Source organism: Psychrobacillus syltrankelensis (genome assembly GCF_055454035.1).
On record NZ_CM144227.1, the window covers coordinates 3,074,132 to 3,094,626 of the forward strand.

General features: G+C 36.4%; 21 protein-coding genes. 15 read left to right on the forward strand and 6 right to left on the reverse strand.

What is annotated here, in order from left to right; genetic code table 11:
* Window positions 1–146: 146 nt before the first annotated feature.
* The 8 genes from ACTSKG_RS15025 to ACTSKG_RS15060 all read left to right on the forward strand — a co-directional run bounded on the left by ACTSKG_RS15025 (window position 147) and on the right by ACTSKG_RS15060 (window position 8,221).
* A complete protein-coding gene (locus ACTSKG_RS15025) occupies window positions 147–1,634 on the forward strand; it encodes a peptide MFS transporter (RefSeq protein WP_464755372.1) in 1,488 nt (495 codons plus the stop codon).
* A gap of 73 nt (window positions 1,635–1,707) precedes the next feature.
* Window positions 1,708–2,547 (forward strand): DUF6612 family protein, encoded by an 840-nt coding sequence (locus ACTSKG_RS15030; protein WP_464755373.1) that lies wholly within the window; start codon window positions 1,708–1,710, stop codon window positions 2,545–2,547.
* A 522-nt stretch (window positions 2,548–3,069) separates the two neighbouring features.
* Entirely contained in the window at window positions 3,070–4,023 is a 954-nt protein-coding gene (locus ACTSKG_RS15035; RefSeq protein WP_464755374.1) for an ABC transporter permease, read from the forward strand.
* Window positions 4,013–4,966, forward strand: a complete 954-nt coding sequence (locus ACTSKG_RS15040) for an iron chelate uptake ABC transporter family permease subunit (RefSeq protein ID WP_464755375.1) — start codon at window positions 4,013–4,015, stop codon at window positions 4,964–4,966. The genes ACTSKG_RS15035 and ACTSKG_RS15040 overlap by 11 nt, the downstream gene beginning before the upstream one ends.
* The gene (locus ACTSKG_RS15045; RefSeq protein ID WP_464755376.1) at window positions 4,963–5,724 is read left to right on the forward strand and encodes an iron ABC transporter ATP-binding protein; all 762 of its coding nucleotides are present in this window, start codon (window positions 4,963–4,965) and stop codon (window positions 5,722–5,724) included. Before ACTSKG_RS15040 ends, ACTSKG_RS15045 begins: the two co-directional genes overlap by 4 nt.
* Window positions 5,725–5,745: 21 nt before the next feature.
* Window positions 5,746–6,726: a siderophore ABC transporter substrate-binding protein gene (locus ACTSKG_RS15050; RefSeq protein ID WP_464755377.1), complete on the forward strand. Its 981-nt coding sequence runs from the start codon at window positions 5,746–5,748 to the stop codon at window positions 6,724–6,726.
* Between the two features lie 184 nt (window positions 6,727–6,910).
* A complete protein-coding gene (locus ACTSKG_RS15055; protein WP_464755378.1) occupies window positions 6,911–7,522 on the forward strand; it encodes a phosphatase PAP2 family protein in 612 nt (203 codons plus the stop codon).
* Window positions 7,523–7,570: 48 nt separating this feature from the next.
* Window positions 7,571–8,221: a uracil-DNA glycosylase gene (locus tag ACTSKG_RS15060; protein WP_464755379.1), complete on the forward strand. Its 651-nt coding sequence runs from the start codon at window positions 7,571–7,573 to the stop codon at window positions 8,219–8,221.
* A gap of 137 nt (window positions 8,222–8,358) precedes the next feature.
* Here the strand turns inward: ACTSKG_RS15060 and thrB are convergent, their stop codons facing one another.
* Entirely contained in the window at window positions 8,359–9,279 is a 921-nt protein-coding gene (gene thrB / locus ACTSKG_RS15065) for a homoserine kinase (RefSeq protein WP_464755380.1), read from the reverse strand.
* Window positions 9,276–10,331: a threonine synthase gene (gene thrC / locus ACTSKG_RS15070; RefSeq protein ID WP_464755381.1), complete on the reverse strand. Its 1,056-nt coding sequence runs from the start codon at window positions 10,329–10,331 to the stop codon at window positions 9,276–9,278. The genes thrB and thrC overlap by 4 nt, the downstream gene beginning before the upstream one ends.
* Before the next feature lie 176 nt (window positions 10,332–10,507).
* Between thrC and ACTSKG_RS15075 the strand changes: the two genes are divergently transcribed.
* From ACTSKG_RS15075 to ACTSKG_RS15085, 3 genes are all read left to right on the forward strand, one after another.
* On the forward strand, window positions 10,508–11,710 hold the full coding sequence (locus ACTSKG_RS15075; protein ID WP_464755382.1) for an MFS transporter: 1,203 nt from the start codon (window positions 10,508–10,510) through the stop codon (window positions 11,708–11,710).
* Between the two features lie 95 nt (window positions 11,711–11,805).
* Window positions 11,806–12,330 carry a DNA topology modulation protein gene (locus ACTSKG_RS15080; protein WP_464755383.1) on the forward strand — a complete coding sequence of 175 codons (525 nt, stop codon included), beginning with the start codon at window positions 11,806–11,808 and terminating at the stop codon, window positions 12,328–12,330.
* A gap of 56 nt (window positions 12,331–12,386) precedes the next feature.
* Window positions 12,387–12,971 (forward strand): DNA-3-methyladenine glycosylase, encoded by a 585-nt coding sequence (locus tag ACTSKG_RS15085; protein ID WP_464755384.1) that lies wholly within the window; start codon window positions 12,387–12,389, stop codon window positions 12,969–12,971.
* 87 nt (window positions 12,972–13,058) lie between these two features.
* Here ACTSKG_RS15085 and ACTSKG_RS15090 read toward each other — a convergent pair whose 3' ends face one another.
* Window positions 13,059–13,859 (reverse strand): N-acetyltransferase family protein, encoded by an 801-nt coding sequence (locus ACTSKG_RS15090; protein ID WP_464755385.1) that lies wholly within the window; start codon window positions 13,857–13,859, stop codon window positions 13,059–13,061.
* 145 nt (window positions 13,860–14,004) lie between these two features.
* Complete coding sequence (hmpA, locus tag ACTSKG_RS15095; protein WP_464758048.1) at window positions 14,005–15,192, reverse strand: NO-inducible flavohemoprotein; 1,188 nt, start codon at window positions 15,190–15,192, stop codon at window positions 14,005–14,007.
* Between the two features lie 174 nt (window positions 15,193–15,366).
* Here hmpA and ACTSKG_RS15100 point away from each other — a divergent pair, with 174 nt between their 5' ends.
* The 3 genes from ACTSKG_RS15100 (at window position 15,367) to ACTSKG_RS15110 (ending at window position 17,899) form a co-directional block, all read left to right on the forward strand.
* A complete protein-coding gene (locus tag ACTSKG_RS15100) occupies window positions 15,367–15,810 on the forward strand; it encodes an Rrf2 family transcriptional regulator (RefSeq protein ID WP_464755386.1) in 444 nt (147 codons plus the stop codon).
* Window positions 15,811–15,856: 46 nt separating this feature from the next.
* A complete protein-coding gene (locus tag ACTSKG_RS15105) occupies window positions 15,857–16,783 on the forward strand; it encodes a manganese-dependent inorganic pyrophosphatase (RefSeq protein ID WP_464755387.1) in 927 nt (308 codons plus the stop codon).
* Window positions 16,784–17,194: 411 nt separating this feature from the next.
* Window positions 17,195–17,899: a DsbA family oxidoreductase gene (locus ACTSKG_RS15110; RefSeq protein ID WP_464755388.1), complete on the forward strand. Its 705-nt coding sequence runs from the start codon at window positions 17,195–17,197 to the stop codon at window positions 17,897–17,899.
* A gap of 42 nt (window positions 17,900–17,941) precedes the next feature.
* On the opposite strand, the gene ACTSKG_RS15115 is transcribed toward ACTSKG_RS15110, so the two are convergent.
* Window positions 17,942–18,298: a DUF2500 domain-containing protein gene (locus tag ACTSKG_RS15115; protein ID WP_464755389.1), complete on the reverse strand. Its 357-nt coding sequence runs from the start codon at window positions 18,296–18,298 to the stop codon at window positions 17,942–17,944.
* Between the two features lie 99 nt (window positions 18,299–18,397).
* Here ACTSKG_RS15115 and ACTSKG_RS15120 point away from each other — a divergent pair, with 99 nt between their 5' ends.
* The gene (locus tag ACTSKG_RS15120; RefSeq protein WP_464755390.1) at window positions 18,398–19,933 is read left to right on the forward strand and encodes an FAD-dependent oxidoreductase; all 1,536 of its coding nucleotides are present in this window, start codon (window positions 18,398–18,400) and stop codon (window positions 19,931–19,933) included.
* 153 nt (window positions 19,934–20,086) lie between these two features.
* Here the strand turns inward: ACTSKG_RS15120 and ACTSKG_RS15125 are convergent, their stop codons facing one another.
* Window positions 20,087–20,383 (reverse strand): hypothetical protein, encoded by a 297-nt coding sequence (locus tag ACTSKG_RS15125; RefSeq protein ID WP_464755391.1) that lies wholly within the window; start codon window positions 20,381–20,383, stop codon window positions 20,087–20,089.
* Window positions 20,384–20,495 lie beyond the last annotated feature (112 nt).

Genomic DNA, 20,495 nt, shown 5'->3' on the forward strand with positions numbered 1-20,495 from the left:
TGTCATAACGACTATTATACCGAAAAACTTCAAAAGTCGAAATATATCAAATTTTTTTCCTTGGTGAATATTTCGAAATAGAATGTTTTTTGACTTTGGAAAAAGGGAAAGATATAATATGTTACATTTAGAAAAGAGGTAGGATCATGGCTACAAAAAAAGAAATAGTCCAATCGGTGCCGCAAAAAGGATTCTTCGGACACCCGAAAGGCTTAATGTCTCTATTTTTCACTGAGTTTTGGGAGCGTTTTTCTTATTATGGAATGCGCGCAATTCTTATTTATTATATGTACTATGAAGTGACACAAGGTGGATTAGGTATTGATAAAACCACTGCCAATTCAATCATGGCTGTATATGGATCACTTGTTTATATGTCTGGAATAATTGGTGGCTGGATAGCAGATAGATTGTTCGGAACTACTAAAACAGTATTTTTCGGTGGTCTCCTAATAATGTTTGGACATATCGTTTTGTCATTTCCTGGTGGGATGACTCCGTTATTTATTTCGATGGCTTTAATCATTATTGGATCTGGACTGTTAAAACCTAATATTTCAAGTATTATTGGAGATTTGTATTCGGAAAACGATGTTCGTCGTGATTCTGGTTTTAGTATTTTTTATATGGGTATTAATGCTGGGGCTTTTATTGCTCCTTTAATCGTAGGAACGATTGGTCTCGAGTACAATTTCCATTTAGGATTTGGGATTGCTGCTGTTGGTATGGCTATTGGATTAATTGTCTTCTTACTAACGAAGAAAAAGTATCTTGGTTTAGCAGGATCGTATGTACCAAACCCAATGTCGAAAGAAGAACGAAAAAAAGTGCTTACACGAATTGGTGCAACAATCATTTTGGTACTAATAGTTGGATTCATTTTAGTTCAACAAGGTATTATGGACATTGATGTTTTTACAATGACGGTTTCTATTTTAGGTATTGTTATTCCAACGCTCTATTTTATCGTCATGTATAGAAGTGGCAAAACTTCTGCAGATGAAAAGTCAAGATTACTTGCTTATATCCCTTTGTTTGTTGCGGCAATGATGTTTTGGGCTATTCAAGAGCAAGGATCCAATATTTTAGCTTTATATGCAGATGAACGAGTGAACTTAATGATTGGTTCATTTAAAATTTCACCTGCTTGGTTTCAATCGTTGAATCCTTTATTTATTATTGCATTAGCTCCAGTCTTTGCATGGTTATGGATAAAGCTGGGGAATAGACAACCCTCGACGCCTAGAAAATTTGCTTATGGATTATTCTTTGCAGGTTTGTCATTTATCGTCATGATTATTCCTGCATATTTAAATGGAACTGAAACGCTTGTTAATCCGTTTTGGCTTGTGTTGAGTTTCTTCTTAGTTGTTCTTGGTGAATTACTTCTTTCACCAGTTGGCTTATCAGCAACAACTAAGCTTGCTCCTGGCGCTTTCGCGGCACAGACTATGAGTTTATGGTTCTTAACGAATGCATCTGCCCAAGCGATTAATGCTCAAGTGGTAAAACTATATACGCCTGAAAATGAGATTGTGTATTTCGGAGTAATCGGTGCTATAGCGATTGTTCTAGGATTATTATTGTACTTTCTAACTCCGCTTATCCAAAAATACATGCGTGGAGTACGTTAATAGATTATAAATGAAACTTTTCTCAAACCTTCCTCGTAAAGTTATTATCTGATAAGAAGGGATGATAAACGAGATGAAGAAATGGAACACACTATTAGCTGTTGCAACATTAGCATTAGGTTTAGCAGCTTGTAATGAGGCTGCTGATCCGGTAAAAAATACAAATGTAACCGAGACAAGTAAGTTAACACTTAAAGAAGTATACGATAAGTCACTAAAAGCATCGGAAGAACTAAAGAGTGTGAAGGCAAAAATAGATATGAATCAAACGATGCAATTGCCTGCTCAAGATATGAATATTAATGTTAGTTCAATTATGGACATGGATTATAGATTGGATCCTATGCAAATTCACCAAACAGGAACTACCAGCATGCAATCGGATGACAAAAGCTTGGAAGCCCAAGATATTGAGATAGAAAGCTATATCACGAAAGATGCTTTCTACATGTATGAAGCCCAATCGGGTCAATGGATGAAGTTTCCTAAAGAAATGATGGATCAAATGATGAAAACTACTGATCAATCTAATCCAACGAAACAATTGCAAATAATTAAAAGCTATTTAGATGATTTTACATTCGAACAAGACAAGGATAATTATATTCTTACATTACAAGCCTCTGGAGAAAAATTTACAGAGCTAGTAAAAAAAGAAATGGAAGAAGCTCTTAAAAGTATCGACGAAGAAGTAAATATGGATATGACCATTAACTCAATAAATTACTTAATTCACATCGATAAAAATTCATTCCAAACAAATAAAGTGGATGTATTTTTTGATATGGATATGACCATTAATGGAGAAAAAAGAAATATTAAACAAAACGTTAAATCCGATTTCTCCAACTTTAATGAAGTGAATGAAATTGTTATTCCGAAAGAAGTTATTGATAGTGCAGTAGCAATTTAAATAAAAAGACTGCTTGCACTTGTTGTTTCCAACAAGCGCAAGCAGTTTTTTGTTTGGAAAATGCTAATCGGTCAGAAATGAGGTTTATCCAGACAGAAAACTGCTGACCGGTCAGAAAAAAATTATCCGGACAGAAAATCTGCTATCCGGTCACAAATAAATTTATCTGGTCAGAAAATCTGCCATCCGGTCACAAATAAGTTTATCCGGACAGAAAAGCTGTTATCCGGTCTCAAATAAAATTATCCGGACAGAAAATCTGCTATCCGGTCACAAATAAATTTATCCGGACAAAAAAGCTGTTATCCGGTCAAGAATAACTTGATCTGGTTAAAATAAGTCATACTCACTATTCGGTCAGAGTATGTATGTAGTTTGTTTCAGAAGCATATATATCATCAATTGAAAATCATTTTCATTTAACCGTTGACTTGTGTACCCTAGATGCTATAATAAAACTTGTGAGTAAATGATAATGATTTTCACTATCATTATTTTACCAATAGAATGATGAGGATAGTTATGAAAAAAAGATATCTTGTAATTGCACTAGTAGCACTTTCTTTCTTATCTCTTTTTGTTGGTGTTACGAGAATTTCACCAATGGATTTGTTAGATTTTACTTCGCAAAAGACGCAAATATTTTTGATTAGCCGTGTACCGAGACTAATTGCCATAATACTTGCAGGAGCAGGGATGAGTATTGCAGGTTTAATCATGCAGAGTCTCAGTAGAAATAAATTTGTATCTCCAACCACAGCAGGTACGCTTGATGCTACAAGGTTGGGAATTTTAATCTCGATGATCGTATTTACAAATGCGACATATATGCAGAAGCTTACTTTTGCTTTCATTTTTGCTTTAGCAGGTACACTGCTATTTATGCAAATACTTAATCGAATAAAATTTAAAGATGCTATCTTTATTCCACTTGTTGGTCTAATGTTCGGAAATATATTGTCTTCTATTACAACGTTTTTTGCATACAAATCAAACATTATACAAAATATTACTGTCTGGCTCCAAGGGGACTTTTCCTTGATCCTAAAAGGTAGATATGAACTTCTTTACATAAGTGTACCTGTACTAATTATTGCCTACTTTTATGCTAATCGTTTTACTGTTGCAGGGATGGGCGAGGATTTTGCGAAAAACCTCGGTTTATCTTACAACAGAGTGCTAAATTTAGGGTTAGTATTAGTTGCTTTAATCTCGACTACTGTTGTTTTAACAGTGGGAATGATCCCTTTCTTAGGTTTAATCATCCCAAATATTGTTTCTATATTTAAAGGGGATCATCTAGAAAAAACACTTCCACATACTGCATTGCTCGGAGTCATTTTCTTGCTAATATGTGACATTTTAGGTAGGGTAATAATTTTTCCTTATGAAATTCCGATTAGCATGACAGTTGGTGTGATCGGAAGCGCAATCTTCCTATTCTTACTGTTTAGGGGGAAAGCATATGCGAAATAGAACGAAGATGATTTTATTACTAGTAGTGGCAGCAATCTTCATAGCACTTTATTTATTTCAAGGACTAAATGGAAGTTATGATTATGCATTGCCACGGCGTGCAATAAAAGTATTAGCGATGTCACTTACTGGTGTAGCGATTGCCTATTCGACAGTGATTTTTCAAACAATTACACATAATCGTATTTTGACGCCAAGTGTTATGGGACTCGATTCGCTATATATGTTGGTACAAACATTTATTTATTATTTTTTTGGTTCCATGTCGATTTTAGTCATTAACAAAAATTATAATTTCTTCATTTCTGTTATTGCGATGATTATATTTGCACTATTGCTTTATCGTTTTCTGTTTAATGCCGGTAAACGACCTATTTATTTCTTGCTTCTTGTAGGGATTATTATTGGTACATTTTTGGGAAGTATTACAACTTTTCTTCAAGTACTTATTGATCCAAATGAGTTTACGAGTTTACAAAATAAAATGTTTGCAAGCTTTAACAATGTAAATGCGGATTTAGTATGGCTTGCGATGGTCATTATTGTTCTATCCATCCTATATGGCTGGCGCAGCATTCGAGAATTAGATGTGCTGTCATTAGGACGAGATAACGCCCTTAACCTCGGTGTGGATTACGATAAAATAGTCAAAAATATGCTTGTATTGTCAGCAGTTTTAATCGCTACTTCGACAGCACTGGTTGGGCCAATCACATTCTTTGGTTTAATTGTTGCAAACTTATCTTATCAATTCTTTAACACATACAAGCATTCGGTGCTAATCACCGGTGCTAGTTTAATGAGTTTAGTTGCATTAATTGGTGGACAGTGGATTGTTGAGAGGATATTTACGTTCGATACAACTTTGAGCGTAATAATTAACTTTCTCGGTGGGATTTACTTCATCTATTTATTATTAAAGGAGAGTCGAGCTACGTCATGATCCAAGTAAAAGAGGTAACTAAGTATTTTGCTAAAAAGCCAGTTGTGGACAATGTTAGTGTAAATATTCAGTCCGGAAAAATAACTTCGTTTATAGGACCAAATGGTGCTGGGAAATCTACACTATTGTCGATGGTGAGTCGTTTATTGGATGCAGACACGGGTGAGGTTTTACTAGATAAATCAGATGTACGAAGATGGAATTCCAACGACTTTTCAAAACGCGTTTCCATCCTGAAACAATCTAATTATATGAATGTACGTTTAACTATTCGTGAGTTAGTATCGTTTGGGCGTTTTCCTTATTCCAAAGGACGATTAAATGCAGACGATATTAAAATGGTTGACCAAGCAATTGAGTATATGAATTTAGCCGATTTAGAAGATAACTATTTAGATGAGCTTTCTGGTGGTCAACGTCAACGTGCTTTCATCGCAATGGTTATTGCCCAAGACACGGAATTTATTTTATTAGACGAACCATTAAATAACTTAGACATGAAGCACTCGGTTCAAATTATGAAAATTCTTCGCAAGCTTGTAAAAGATCTTGGTAAAACAGTTGTAATTGTATTGCATGATATTAACTTTGCATCTGTATACTCGGATTATATCGTTGCCTTGAAAGACGGACGGGTGATCAAAGATGGTCCAACACATGAAATCATAAATTCAGATGCGTTAAAAGAGATTTATGATATGGATATACCAATCCAAGAAATGAATAGCTGCCGTATTTGTGTATATTTTAATTCATAAGGAAAAAGGAGAATTTATTCAATGAAAAACTGGAAATTATTAGCCGTAATTAGTGCATTGCTAGTATTATTAGCTGCATGTGGTTCAAAAAATGAAGCAACAGAAGATAACTCAAAAGCAAACGAGGAATCTAAAACAGAAGAAGCATCTATTTTTCCGTTAACTATTGCACAACCAGAAGGATATAAAGAAGTAACGCTTGATGCACAACCTAAAACAGTTGTTGTATTTGACTATGGATTTCTAGATACATTAGATGCACTAGGAGTGGACGTAGCTTCAGTATCACAAAGTAGCCTACCGAAATACTTAAGTAAATATGCTGATGAAACTACTTACAAAAACGCTGGTGCTCTAAAAGAGCCAGATTTTGAAGCAATCAGTGCGATGAAACCGGATGTGATTTTCATTTCTGGACGTCAAGCAGACGCATATGAAGAATTAAGTAAAATTGCTCCAACTGTTTTTGTTGGTTTAAACACTGCTGACTATGTAAATTCATTTAAAACAAACACAGAATTGGCTGGTAAAATATTCGGTAAAGAAGCAGAAGCAACTGCCGCTTTAGAAAAAATTGATGCAAAACTTATGGAAGTAAAAGATAAAACATCTAATTTAGATGAAAAAGCTTTAGTTGTCCTTGCATCAGAAGGCGAATTAAGTGCTTATGGCCCTGGCTCACGTTTCGGTGTAATCCATGATGCATACGGTGTCAAAGCGGTTGATGAAAATCTAGAAGTTTCTACACATGGTCAAAGCGTTTCATATGAATACGTTTTGGAGAAAAACCCAGACATTCTTTTTGTAGTTGACCGCGATGCAGTAGTAACTGAAGGTGAATCGGCTACAAAAGCAGCAATTGAAAATGATATTGTTGGTAAAACAAACGCTGCTAAAAACGGCAAAATTTATTACTTAGATCCAGAAGTTTGGTACTTGTCAGGTGGCGGTATTGAATCTGAGAATGCAAAAATTGATGCTGTACTAGAAGCTTTAAAATAATGATGAAATGAAAATCCAGGAGGAGCAAATTCTCGTGGATTTTTGCTTTATTGGGGGAATTGATCAATCTTTTGCTTTAATCGATCAATCGAGCAGCAACATCGATCAATCAGATGGACATCCTTTTTCATTGTACATAATGCATATCTAGCTTATACTTTTTGTAAGAAAAGGAGGGGATTATATGAAAAAATGGTTTTATCCACTAGGATTTGTGACGTTATTAGGTTTTACTGCGTTCTTTTTAACGTTTACTAAGGATGAGGTAGTTTCATTTGATCATAAAATGTCTGAATTACTAATAGGCAATCGATTTATCATTCCATTTCATTATTTAGGGGAAACCGCATTTGTAATTATTATAATGCTAATATTATTTGCATATTTATGGATCCGCTCGAAAAACTACCGTGGCATGCTGTTTGGTTTGTTTACGGTTGGTGTAGGAAATGTTCTCAATCAATTATTAAAAAAATGGGTACACCGAGCTCGACCAGATGTTCCTCATCAATTAGAGAGCTTTAGTTTCCCATCTGGACATGCGATGGTCGGACTATTATATGTATTCACCGTTGCGTATTTCCTAACAGAATATCAATCAGATAAAAAAACCCGTATACTTATTTGGATTGGGGCTATACTCCTTACAATGATGATTGGTTTATCTCGAATTGCTGAATCCCGCCATTTTGCATCAGATGTGTTTGCCGGATGGATGGTAGGGTATACATGGTTCGTAATTGTTGCATTATGGTATGAATACCGTAAAAAGAGCGTTCCAAAGATTAATTTGTAAAATCCTTTCCTTTTCAGGAGGGGATTTTTTAAAGGGGTGATATTCTCAATGTTCGAGTTACCAGATCAGTTAGTGAAAATTGGCATGAGAAGAATAGAAGGGTTTCCTGTAGAAGGTTTCGTCAAAGGAAAAGGCCCCAAGAATCCTGCAATTATGTTAATAGGAGAAGCTCCGGGAGAAAATGAGGCTATACAAGGAATACCTTTCATCGGCAGAGCAGGAGATGAGTTAGAAAAATCACTTAAAAGTGTTAATCTTACAAGAGATGACGTTTATATGACGAGTGCTGTGAGAAGTAGACCATACATGTGGAAAGAGAAAAAAATGAGAAATGGTGAGGTTATAGAAAGAAAGTATAATCGACCACCAACACAGCAAGAAATCATTGCACATGCGCCATTACTAGATTATGAAATCAAAAATATTGCACCACTAGTCATTGTGACATTAGGAAATGTTGGATTACAGCGTTTACTTGGCAAAGAAGCGAAAGTATCTAATTTGCATGGACAAGTCCTTGAACACGCTGTAAGACATTTAAGTTCACTTGAGGGTAATGAGTATATATGGTCGGATGAAAAGTATATTATCATTCCGACCTATCACCCAGCTGCAGTTTTTTATCGTCCTTCCAACAGAGATTTTATAGAGGATGATTGGAGCGAAATTGGTAAGTACATCAGTTCAATGAAATACTAGAAATAAAACACATCCCTTACTAGAGGAATGGATGAAGAGAAATGAATGGAAAGCACCTAGCCGTAATTAGCGAGTTGGATATGTATTGTTACAATATTAATAGTCAGTAAGCAAAATAATAAAGAAAAGACAGTCAGCTAGTTAACTGCACTGCCTTCTTTATATTGAGAAATAATAGTCCCAGCTATATTCATCCCAACAGGGACGAGTTCAAAATTTGGGAAATTCCCAAATAGATTAGTGATAAATGCTTCTTCCGTTCCTTTTTGAACTAAAGACAGGAGAGTAGGGCCAGCTCCGCTTATGCAAGTTCCAAATGCTCCAGCTTTTTTAGCTGCGCTTATGATTTCCCTGCTTTCTGGAATTAGGTCTAGACGATATGGTTCATGAAATAAATCCTGCTCCATATAAGTTCCCACTTGTTTGAATGATTGAGTAAGAAATGCTGCCGTTAATAAGTTTGCCGTAGCGCTTGCCTGTGCAGCTATCTTACGCGTATAGCTATCGGGTAGAGCGCTTCTAGCTTTTTCTGTTTTTAATTCAAAGTTTGGTATGAACAATACAAAAGCTGCGTCAATATTAGAAGTATGAAATACGTGGATCTCACCATTTTCTGCACTAGATGAAATAGTAAATCCTCCGAAAATTGAAGCAGCAGCATTGTCAGGATGTCCCTCCATTACAGTCGCAACTTTCAATTTATCATGTGATGTGAGCTGAAGATCAAGTACCTGGTTAGCAACTTCTATTCCTGCAACAATAGCAGATGCACTACTTCCCATTCCGCGAGCGAGTGGAATTTCACTTTTCACTTTTAAATGGCAAGAGGGTAATACTAGGGCGTGAATTTGGGCTGTTTTTTGGGCAGCTTGGACAATTAAATGCTCTTCTGGATTTTGAATTACAGGTAAATTATCTGATAAATTATCGATTTTCCACTCCGTAGCAATCTCCACTTCGACATCTAAATATTTATCCAAAGCGATTCCGATTGAGTCAAAACCAGGGCCTAAGTTAGCGGTACTTGCTGGTATGGAAATTGTCCATTTTTTACTCATAGTAATCCCTCGATATATCGACGAATTTCTTCCTCATCATTTTTTAAAGATATTAAATCTACAGTTGAAACTTGCATAGCGGTATCTGGATCTTTTAAGCCGTTGCCAGTGAAGATTGTTACTACTTTGCTTCCTGCAGGAATTTTTCCGTTTTTTACAGATTTAATAACTCCTGCAAGTGATGCTGCGGAACCAGGTTCAACAAACACGCCTTCACGACTAGCGATTAGCTGATATGCGTTTAATATTTCTTCGTCTGTAACAGAGTCAATAATTCCACTAGATTCGTCACGAGCAGCTTCTGCTAGAGACCAACTTGCTGGATTTCCAATTCGAATTGCTGTTGCAATTGTTTCTGGACTTGCAATCGGTGTACCTTGTACGATGGCCGCCGAACCTTCAGCTTCAAACCCAAACATTTTCGGTAGACCTGATTTTTTTACTTCATTATATTCTTTGAATCCTTTCCAATAAGCACTAATATTTCCTGCGTTACCGACTGGAATACATAAAATATCAGGAGAAGAACCTAGAGCATCTACAATTTCAAATGCAGCTGTTTTTTGCCCTTCTAAACGGTATGGATTGACCGAGTTAACTAATGCAACAGGTGTTATTTCACTGATTTTCCGAACGATTTGCAGAGCATCGTCAAAGTTTCCATCAATCTCAATGATTTTAGATCCGTACATGCATGCTTGTGCTAATTTACCAAGAGCAACTTTTCCTTTTGGTATTACTACGATGGATTTTATGCCTGCTCGAGCAGCGTAAGCCGCAGCAGCAGCTGATGTGTTTCCTGTAGAAGCACAAATAACACATTCGCTTCCTTCCTCGATTGCTTTAGCTACAGCAAATACCATCCCACGATCTTTAAATGAGCCTGTCGGATTTGCCCCTTCCACTTTTCCATAAAGTTCGATTCCTAGTTCTTTTGACAAGTTATCTAGTTTAATAAGAGGCGTATTTCCCTCGAGTAATGATAATTTAGGTGTTTTATCTGTTACAGGTAAAAATTCTTTATATTCTTCAATTAAACCTTGCCAAGCCATGATGTTATTCCGCCTCTCTGTTCTTCTTAAATAAACATATGTATTTCTATAAAGGACATTCTACCTTAATAAAATATAAAAAACAAGATTAAGTTTCTTATTGATAGTTTACTATTCGATGGGTATACTAATCATGTAAAGATATAACATTACAGATGTAAAGACAGGAGAAATATATGAGTAAAAAGAGCTCTTTATCAAAGAATAAATTATTAGGAATTGCAGGACTTGCATGGATGTTTGATGCAATGGACGTAGGAATCCTATCTTTCGTTATTGCAGCACTGGCTGCAGAATGGGGTCTGACTCCTGGACAAATGGGATGGATCGGAAGCGTTAACTCTATTGGGATGGCAGTAGGTGCATTAGTTTTTGGTGTTTTTGCCGATAAAGTAGGTCGTAAAAAGATTTTTATGATGACCTTATTGCTGTTTTCTATTGCAGGAGGATTATCAGCTCTAACAACTACATTGGCAGCATTTTTAATTTTACGATTCTTCGTTGGAATGGGACTTGGTGGGGAGCTACCTGTCGCGTCTACACTTGTATCTGAAAGTGTCGAAGCAAAAGAAAGAGGCAGAGTAGTTGTATTATTAGAAAGCTTTTGGGCTGCAGGCTGGCTAGTATCAGCACTAATTGCTTACTTTATTATTCCAGGCTACGGTTGGAGAATTGCTTTACTAATTACTGCATTACCAGCATTCTACGCTATCTATTTACGTCTTAAGCTACCAGATTCTCCTCGTTTTAGGGAGAAGAAAACAGACTCTAGAACGATTATGCAAAACATGAAAGAAGTTTGGTCTAAGAAATATGCGAAACGGACTTTAATGCTTTGGATTGTTTGGTTTACTGTCGTGTTTTCTTATTATGGTATGTTTTTGTGGCTTCCGAGTGTGATGGTGATGAAAGGATTTACACTGATTAAGAGTTTTGAATACGTATTAATCATGACACTTGCTCAATTGCCTGGTTATTTCTCTGCTGCATGGTTAATAGAGAAAATGGGCCGCAAGTTTGTATTGGTTACTTATTTACTTGGAACTGCAGCTAGTGCGTTTGTATTTGGTTCTGCTGAAACTACTGCTGCATTAATTGTTTCAGGTATGTTCCTGTCATTCTTTAACCTGGGGGCTTGGGGAGCTTTATATGCGTATTCCCCGGAACAGTATCCAACAGTCATCCGTGCAACAGGCTCTGGAATGGCTGCTTCAATTGGCCGTGTAGGAGGAATTTTAGGACCTCTATTAGTTGGCTCACTTGTAACATCCGGATATGAGATCAGTTGGATTTTCGGTATATTCTGTATAGCAATAGTAATTGGAGTACTATCCGTTCTATTCCTTGGCACTGAAACAAAACAAGTTGAATTAGAATAGTTTATAAACCCGTTCTCTATTAGAGCGGGTTTTATTTTGTTTGGAAGTTAAAACATAGTAAAATGAAGAAATAGTAACGCAAGGGGAGTGGGGAGTTGGGGGAATTAAGACATAAAAGAATTCTAATCATTGGGTCGAGTGGTGCAGGGAAATCAACATTATCAACAAAGCTAGCAGAAAAGTGGAAATTACCGCTAGTCCATTTAGATGCACTATTTTGGAACGCTGGTTGGGTTCCAACTCCGAAGCCAGAATTTAGAAAAAAAGTTCAAGAGGAATTAGAAGAAGACGAATGGATTATTGATGGTAATTTTGACTCTACTTTAGAATTAAGAGCGAAGTATGCAGATTTAATCATCTTCTTAGATTTTCCAAGAATTCTATGTACGTATCGAGTATTAAAAAGAGCGTGGATTTATCGGGGAACAACTCGTCCTGATATGGCTCCAGGGTGTGAAGAAAAAATAGACATAGAATTTGCCCAATGGGTTTGGCGTTTTCCAAGGGATGTGCGTCCTAGTATTTTAAATGTATTGAGAGATGCAAATAATGTGGATATATGTATATTACGTAATCCAAAAGGCGTAAAAGCCTTTCTAGAAACTGCCCCATCTAAATAAGTATTTCTCGCAAAATGGGCAGGCAAACTTTGAAGCGAAGAAAATGAGGTTTTTAAATGAAATCAATAGATCCAACATTTTTTCATCAACCAACATTAGAGTTAGCAAGTAATTTAATAGGGAAATATATCGTTCATGAGCATGATAGAGGGCTTCTAATAGGGAAAATTGTAGAAACAGAAGCATATATGGGTGCGGAAGACAGAGCTGCGCATAGCTTCGGAAACAGAAGAACGAAACGAACCGAAGTAATGTTTGGAGAACCTGGACTTATCTATACCTATCAAATGCATACACATACACTTATAAACGTAGTGGCAGGAGTGGAAGGTATTCCTAATGCCATATTAATACGAGCAGTAGAGCCAATGGAAGGCTTAGACCTAATGAAAGAATTCCGTAACAATTTACCAATGAAGCAATGGACAAACGGACCAGGTAAGTTAACAAAAGCGCTAGGAATTACGATGGAGTACTACGGGAAGAAGTGGACGGAAAAGCCTCTGTATATAACAGAAGGAGAAGAAGTTGGTTTTATTTCTACAGGACCTAGAATAGGTATAGAAAATAGTGGAGAAGCAGTGCACTACCCGTATAGATTTTGGGAAACGGACAATCCATTTGTCTCAAAAATGAGATAGGACAGCGTATAATGCTATGGGTAAAGTTAGCGAAATTCACAAAAAAAACGACCGGCCAAACTATATTGGTCGGTCGTTACTATTATATTATATTAATTTCCCCATATAAAACTCATCCACAAATTGACCATTAATGATTAGAGCATTTTTTCGGTCTCCTTCAATATCGAAACCAAGCTTTTTATAAAGCTTTTGTGCATTAGTATTTTCTTTAATGACAGAAAGCTCAAGTTTTGATATTCCTACTTCTTTTGCCCATTTTTCACCTTGCAACATAAGAGAAGAAGCAATCCCTTTTTGAGCGAACTCTTGTTTTACACCAATGACTACAGAGGCTCGGTGTAAAGCACGTGGAGCAGGACCACCAGTAAATAATACATAGCCAGCAAACTGACCATTCATAATGGCGAAAAGTAAAATTGAATTAGACGTATTTTTCCAATTGGTCATATCTTTACGCATACTTTGAACAGTCATTTGTATGTCTGATTTTCCATACAACATAAAGTCTGTTTCTGAGAAGATGGATTCCTGTAAGCGAATGAATGAACGTGCATCTTCTAATTCTGCTTCTCGAATAATAAGGATATCCTGTTGGTTGTTTTCGTCCATTAGTCTTTCTTCTGTCTCTAAAACGTTACTATGAAAAAGAACGGACTTCCCTATTTCTACAGATTTTACGGAATATCCATTATCTGTCCATGCAAAATAATGTAATGCAGGTGGCTTTGTTTTTTTCCACCAACTGCTACTTAAATAAGCTGCATTCGGCAGTATTTGGCCAATGATTGCCTCAATTTCATTATATGTTAATGTAATTTCTTTTTTTGTTGATTGTTTGAAAAAGTTGGCAAGTGGTATATATTTGCTCTCAAAAAGTTTGGCCATAATTTCACTCTTTTCTTTATTTACAAAGATTATAGTATAATTATAGCATCAAGTACTAAAAGATTGCACTACTAAAAGCTTATTTTTACGTTAAATAATTCCTATACTTATAAAGTATTACTTCAAAGGAAGAAAGAGATTAACATTAAGCTTCCACTAATTCTAATTTTAAAGCAGGTCCGAAAAATTCATAATGAATTTGTTCATTTGCAAAACCGAGTTCAAGTAAATGATTGATCATTGCTTCCATAAACCCAACTGGTCCACATACGTAAACATCGCCATCTTTACGTGTATGCTCTTTTAGTAAATCTTTTGTAATAAACCCATCACCACTATCGGAGTAAAGCGCCACATACTTGGCATCATCCATTGTTTCCATTAAAGCTTTAATATCTTTATCAAACGGATGAAGGTTTTCATTGCGGGCACTATAGATAAAAGATACTGGACGATTTGGTTGGTTTTTCGCAATTGTTTCGAACATGCTCATCATAGGTGTAATACCGACTCCACCACTAACAAAAGTTACAGATGTTGTTTTTTCAGAGTCTAAAACGAATTCACCGGCTGGAGCAGTTAATTCAACTATGTCCCCAATGTTTACGTTATTGTGTAAGTGAACGGAAACTTTTCCTTCTGGATTATTTTCGTCTTCTTTTTTCACGGAAATGCGGAATGTTTCAGAATCTGCCGCTTGTGATAAGCTATATTGTCTGTTCATCAAATACTTTTCACCAGGTATGTTTACACGGATAGTAATGAATTGGCCAGGTTCATAAGTAGGTAATACTTTTCCATCTTTAGGTTTTAAGTAGAATGAAGTAATATTGTCACTTTCTTTTACTTTATCTACTACAATAAAGTCTTTAAAAAATCTCCAACCGCCTTCTTTCGATTCAGTTGCTACATACATTTCTTCCTCGATGCCGATAAACGCATCCGCGATTACTCCATATGCTTCTGCCCACGCATTAATAATGTCGTCTGTTGCTGCATCCCCTAATACTTCTTTGATTGCGCCAAGTAGATGTTCACCTACAATTGGATAATGTTCAGGTTTAATACCTAAGCTTACATGTTTAGTTGCAATTTGTTTTACAGCTGGAATAATCGCTGCTAAGTTATCTATGTGCACCGCAGCTGCATACACAGCGTTTGCTAAAGCGGTTTGTTGACGGCCTTTTGCTTGGTTTGCATGATTGAAAATATTTAAAAGCTCTGGGTGTGCTTTAAATAAATTTTTATAAAACGCTGTAGTTATTGCAACTCCGTGAACTTCTAATACAGGTGCAGTTGATTTTACGATATCGATTGTTTTTTGAGATAGCATATTAATTACACGTCCTTTTCTTTTCCTCGTTGCTTTCAAAAACAACAATACTCCTGCATGTCTCTTAAAGCAATATTTAAAATACATCTTTAAAAACCTTTAATAAATCGGACACATTTCTTTCACGACTTTGTCATAATCGTTATAATGAGAATGAAGAATGGCGGTGGCAGCATGAGATTGACTATGTATACGGATTTCTCGTTAAGGGTGTTAATATACCTCGGGACAAAAGAAAAAAACGAGCTTTCAACGATTCAATCCATTTCAGAAGCATATAGTATTTCGAAAAATCATTTGATGAAAGTAACTCACGAATTAGGGAAACTCGGATATATTGAGACGATACGAGGAAGAGGTGGCGGGATACGTTTAGCGATGGAGCCAACAGCCATTAATATAGGTCAAGTTGTAAGAAAAACAGAAGACGACTTCCACTTAGTAGAATGTTTTGATTGCAGTACTAATTCTTGTGTAATTACGCCTGCTTGTAGCTTAAAGGGTGCTCTCCAGTTAGCTTTAAAGGCGTATTTAAATGTACTAGATGAATATACGCTTGCAGACTTTTTACATCAAAAATCCCAATTAGCAAATTTACTTTTCAATCAGCAGAGATAAGTATGATAAAATAGGTTCGGAAATTGTTTTTTTAGGAGGACTATTCATGGAAAAAGTATTAGTTTTTGGTCATAAAAACCCAGACACAGACACGATTACATCAGCAATTGTTTATGCGTATTTAAAAAATGCAATCGGCTTAGAAGCGGAAGCAGTGCGTTTAGGTGAATTAAATAATGAAACAAAATTTGCTTTAGAAAAATTCGGATTTGAAGCCCCAAGATTGGTTGGAAATGTCTCGACTGAAGCGAAGAAAGTAATTTTAGTCGATCACAATGAAAAGCAACAAAGCGCAGATGGTATCGAAGAAGTACAAGTAACCGAAGTAATTGACCATCACCGAATCGCAAACTTTGAAACAGCGGAGCCTTTATACTATCGTGCAGAGCCTGTTGGATGCACAGCTACTATTTTAAATAAAATATTTAAAGAAAAAGGCGTAGAAATCCCCGCAAATATTGCAGGCTTAATGCTTTCTGCAATTGTTTCAGATTCTTTATTATTTAAATCTCCAACCTGTACAGAAGAAGACATTACCGCTGCGCGTGAGCTTGAAAAAATTGCGGGTGTAAACGCGGAAGAATATGGACTTGCTATGCTAAAAGCAGGAGCTGATCTAAGTGATAAAAGCTTAGAAGACCTTCTATCTCTAGATGCAAAAGAATTTGGAATGGGTGATTACAAAGTAGTCATCGCACAAGTAAACGCAGTAGATGTAAACGACGTAATGGGTCGCCAAGAGGAACTAGAAGAACTAATTAATCGTGAAATTCAAGAAAAAGAGTTAGATCTATTCTTCTTCGTCGTAACTGACATTCTAAACAATGACTCAGTAGCACTAGCACTAGGAAAAGTAGCGTTAAAAGCAGAAGCTGCATTTAATGTGAAATTCGACAACAATACCGCGCTATTAAAAGGCGTAGTATCTCGTAAAAAACAAGTAGTCCCAGCACTAACCGAAGCATTAGCTTAATAAAATTTAAAAGGCTATCTCTTGTGTTACAAATTATTTGTAGCTATCTAGAGATAGCCTTTTTTTTTTTAGAAAATCCCGGAGTATCTCAGAAAATCTCGGAGTATCTCAGAAAACCTCAGAGTATCTCAGAAAATCCCGAAGTATCTCAGATAATCCCAGAGTATCTCAGAAAATCTCATAGTATCTCAGAAAATCCCGTAGTATCTCAGAAAATCTCAGAGTATATCAGAAAATCTCAAAGTATCTCAGAAAATCCCGAAGTATCTCAGAAAATCCCGAAGTATCTCAGATAATCCCAGAGTATCTCAGAAAATCTCAGAGTATCTCAGAAAACGATTAATATTTTTAATAAGCATTTAAATTGTTGAACACAGCGGAAATCTTTACAATGAAATAGAGGTGATTTTGATGAAAATTGAAGTGTGGTCGGATTTTGTATGTCCTTTTTGTTATATAGGAAAAAGAAGATTGGAAGAAGCTTTGGCGCAAACGGGTTTCGCGAGCCAAGCTGAGGTTGAATTTAAAAGTTTTGAACTTGATCCAAATACGCCGAAAATGTCCGATAAGAGTATGTATGAAGTGCTCGCAGAAAAATACGGTTCCACTGTGGAAGCAGCTAAACAAATGACAGATAACGTAGTAGCGCAAGCGAAAACAGTTGGGTTAGAGTACAATTTCGATGTCATAAAACCGGCCAATACGTTGGATGCCCATCGTCTAGTAAAGTGGGCAACTGCGCAAGGAAAAGCAACAGAGGCAAATGAGTTAATGTTACACTCTTATTTCATAGAAGCAAAAGAAATTGGAAAGCTTGATGTCCTTTTAGATTTAATAGAGTCAATAGGCTTATCTAGAGAAGAAGCGGAGAAAGTTTTGAATTCTAATGCGTATTTAGAAGAAGTTCGTTTAGATATTGCTCGAGCTGGGCAAATTGGTGTTCGTGGAGTTCCATTCTTTGTTTTAAATGATAAATATGCCATTTCTGGTGCACAACCTACCGAAACATTCGTTGGCGCATTGAATAAAATTGCGGATGAGGAAGGAATCTCACCAAAACTACAAATCATTGGAGAAGAAGCTAATCTTTGCACTGATGATACATGTGATATTTGATAAAATAGTAAGCCAGCTAGGAGAAGTCCTAACTGGCTTTTTTTATGTTCTTCTTTCAAATGAATGAAATCTAGTACCTTGGAAAGTCAAAACACCAAGATCATCTTCGGCAAGCATTCCGTATTCGTGTCCACTAAGTTTAAATTCAGTGCGATCGCCACTTTCAAATTGAAATGTTACGTAATAGGAAGTAGATGCAGCAGTATCTCCAGCTCCACCACTAGTTTTCGAACGCTTTGTTACGACTTGTGCTGGTACAGAAAGCTTAGGAGAATTATTGTTGCTATTCCATTCGGTTAATCCCTTTACAATTGCGAAGAGAATAAGTCCAACTATTAAGATGAAAAATAATCCAAAAAAGATAGGAATACCTCCAAAGATAAATCCGAAATTATCCACATAAATCCTCCTTACAAAAAACTGTTTTTATCTTATACGCAAAAGATTGAATAAAGTTTCGTTTATAGATAGACACTAGTAAAAAAAGGAGGAAATACGATGACAGATAAAATATTACCTAGTGAATCCCAATCCTATTGGCGTGCATCAAACGATTTTCCAGTGTTTCCAAAATTAAGTGAAGATATAGATACAGATGTCGTCATTATAGGTGCGGGCCTTACCGGAATTACGGCAGCGTATTTGCTAAGCACTAGTGGACGAAAAGTGATTGTAGTTGAAGGAAGTAGAATATTAGAGGGAACAACGGGGTTCACAACTGCAAAAGTGACAGCGCAGCATGGTACCATTTACCAACAGTTGATAACTACTTTCGGAGAAGTAAGTGCACGATTATATTATGAAGCAAATACATCCGCCAAAAACTTCATTGAAAAAACTGCCAGGGAATTAGAAATCGATTGTGATTTTGAAAGGGTAGATGCTTTTTTATATGCGGATACAGAAGACGGTGTGGATATAATTAATAAAGAAATGAACGCATACAAAAAACTTGGAATAGAAGGAGCGACTCTCACAAAAGACACCGGACTTCCATATACAGTGAAAGAATCACTCAAGCTAGAAAACCAAGGACAATTTCATCCCTTAAAATATGCAACGGGATTAGTGAAAAAAGCAATGGAAAATGGTGTCCAGTTTTACGAGCAATCCCGAGCTAAATCGATTCATTCCACTAATCTTGTTGAAATGGTGGATGGAAATGAAATACATGCGAATAAGATACTCGTGTGTAGCCATTTTCCTTTTAATGATGAAGACGGGCTTTACTTTACTCGAATGTATGCCGAGAGATCGTATGCCCTTGCTTCCCTTGTGGATGGAAATTATCCAAAAGGAATATATATTAACGTGGAAAAGCCGACAAGATCCATTCGAACTGCGTTAGGTACAGATGGAAAAAGGTATTTGCTTATAGGTGGGGAAGGGCATATTACAGGTAGATTCCAAGGTGATATGACGACAAACTACGATGCGCTGGCTGCATTTGGTCGAGAGCAATTCAAAGTAAAGCAATATGAATATCGTTGGTCAGCACAGGATTTAGTTACACTAGATCAGCTACCTTACGTAGGTTCTATGACACCTGGGTTGCAAGATGTATTAGTTGCAACGGGCTATGCAAAATGGGGAATGACGAATAGTACCGTCGCGGCAAAAATCATGGCTGATAACGTCCTAGGAAAAGAAAATCGATTCGCAGACCTTTATAGTCCAATACGTTCAAAAATGAAAAAAGAAGATTTGACTAGCTTTGCGAAAATAAATGCAAGCGTCGCAAAAGAGCTCATCAAAGGAAAAACTGAAAAAATTGACGTACTTTTTAAAGACTTAGAGCTTGGCAAGGGAGATATTGTAAAGCTGGACGGCAAAAAAGTTGGAGCTTTTAAAGATGCAACAGGAAAAGTATATTTAGTAAAACCAGTATGTACGCATCTAGGTTGCGACGTTGTATTCAACGCGGCCGAATCCTCATGGGACTGCCCATGTCACGGATCTCGGTATACGTTTACTGGTGAAGTGTTGGAAGGCCCTGCGTATGAGCCGTTAGAGAAAATAGAATTGTCGGAATAAATGAGGCTCCTTATCCAAAAGTGGATGAGGAGCTTTTGTTCTGGAATATTGTTCTGTGAGCAGGTTGATTACCGCTCCAATTAATACTTCTAATTCGCCCTACCATCTTGCATACAAAAAACAAACGTGCGGAATAAACACTGCACGTTTGTTTTAAGATGATATTATATTTGTCTCGCTTAATGCACGTTTTTGTAAATCTAAAATAAGTGGATCCGCAGATGTCTCTAATAAATTTGCTTGTTTTTGCTGCAAATCAATTCGCATCTTTTCCGTTTCTAGTAAAAAGTTATCATATTTGAGTTTTTCTAGCTCGATTTCATCTTTTACAATTTGCGCTCTCACTTTTTGGGACTTTCTTAAATGAGTTGTCCATATGGCAGTAAGTGGTATTGAAAAAACCATTACAACTGCTACAAACCCAATTCCAAGTCCAATCAATTCTTCCATTAATATCCCTCCAAGCCTATTTTCTTTAGTATATACGAAAAGAGATAGAAATAGTTTCAAAAAGAGGGATTATTCTAATCTTTAAAAGATTAGTTGGAATTAATCGAAGGAT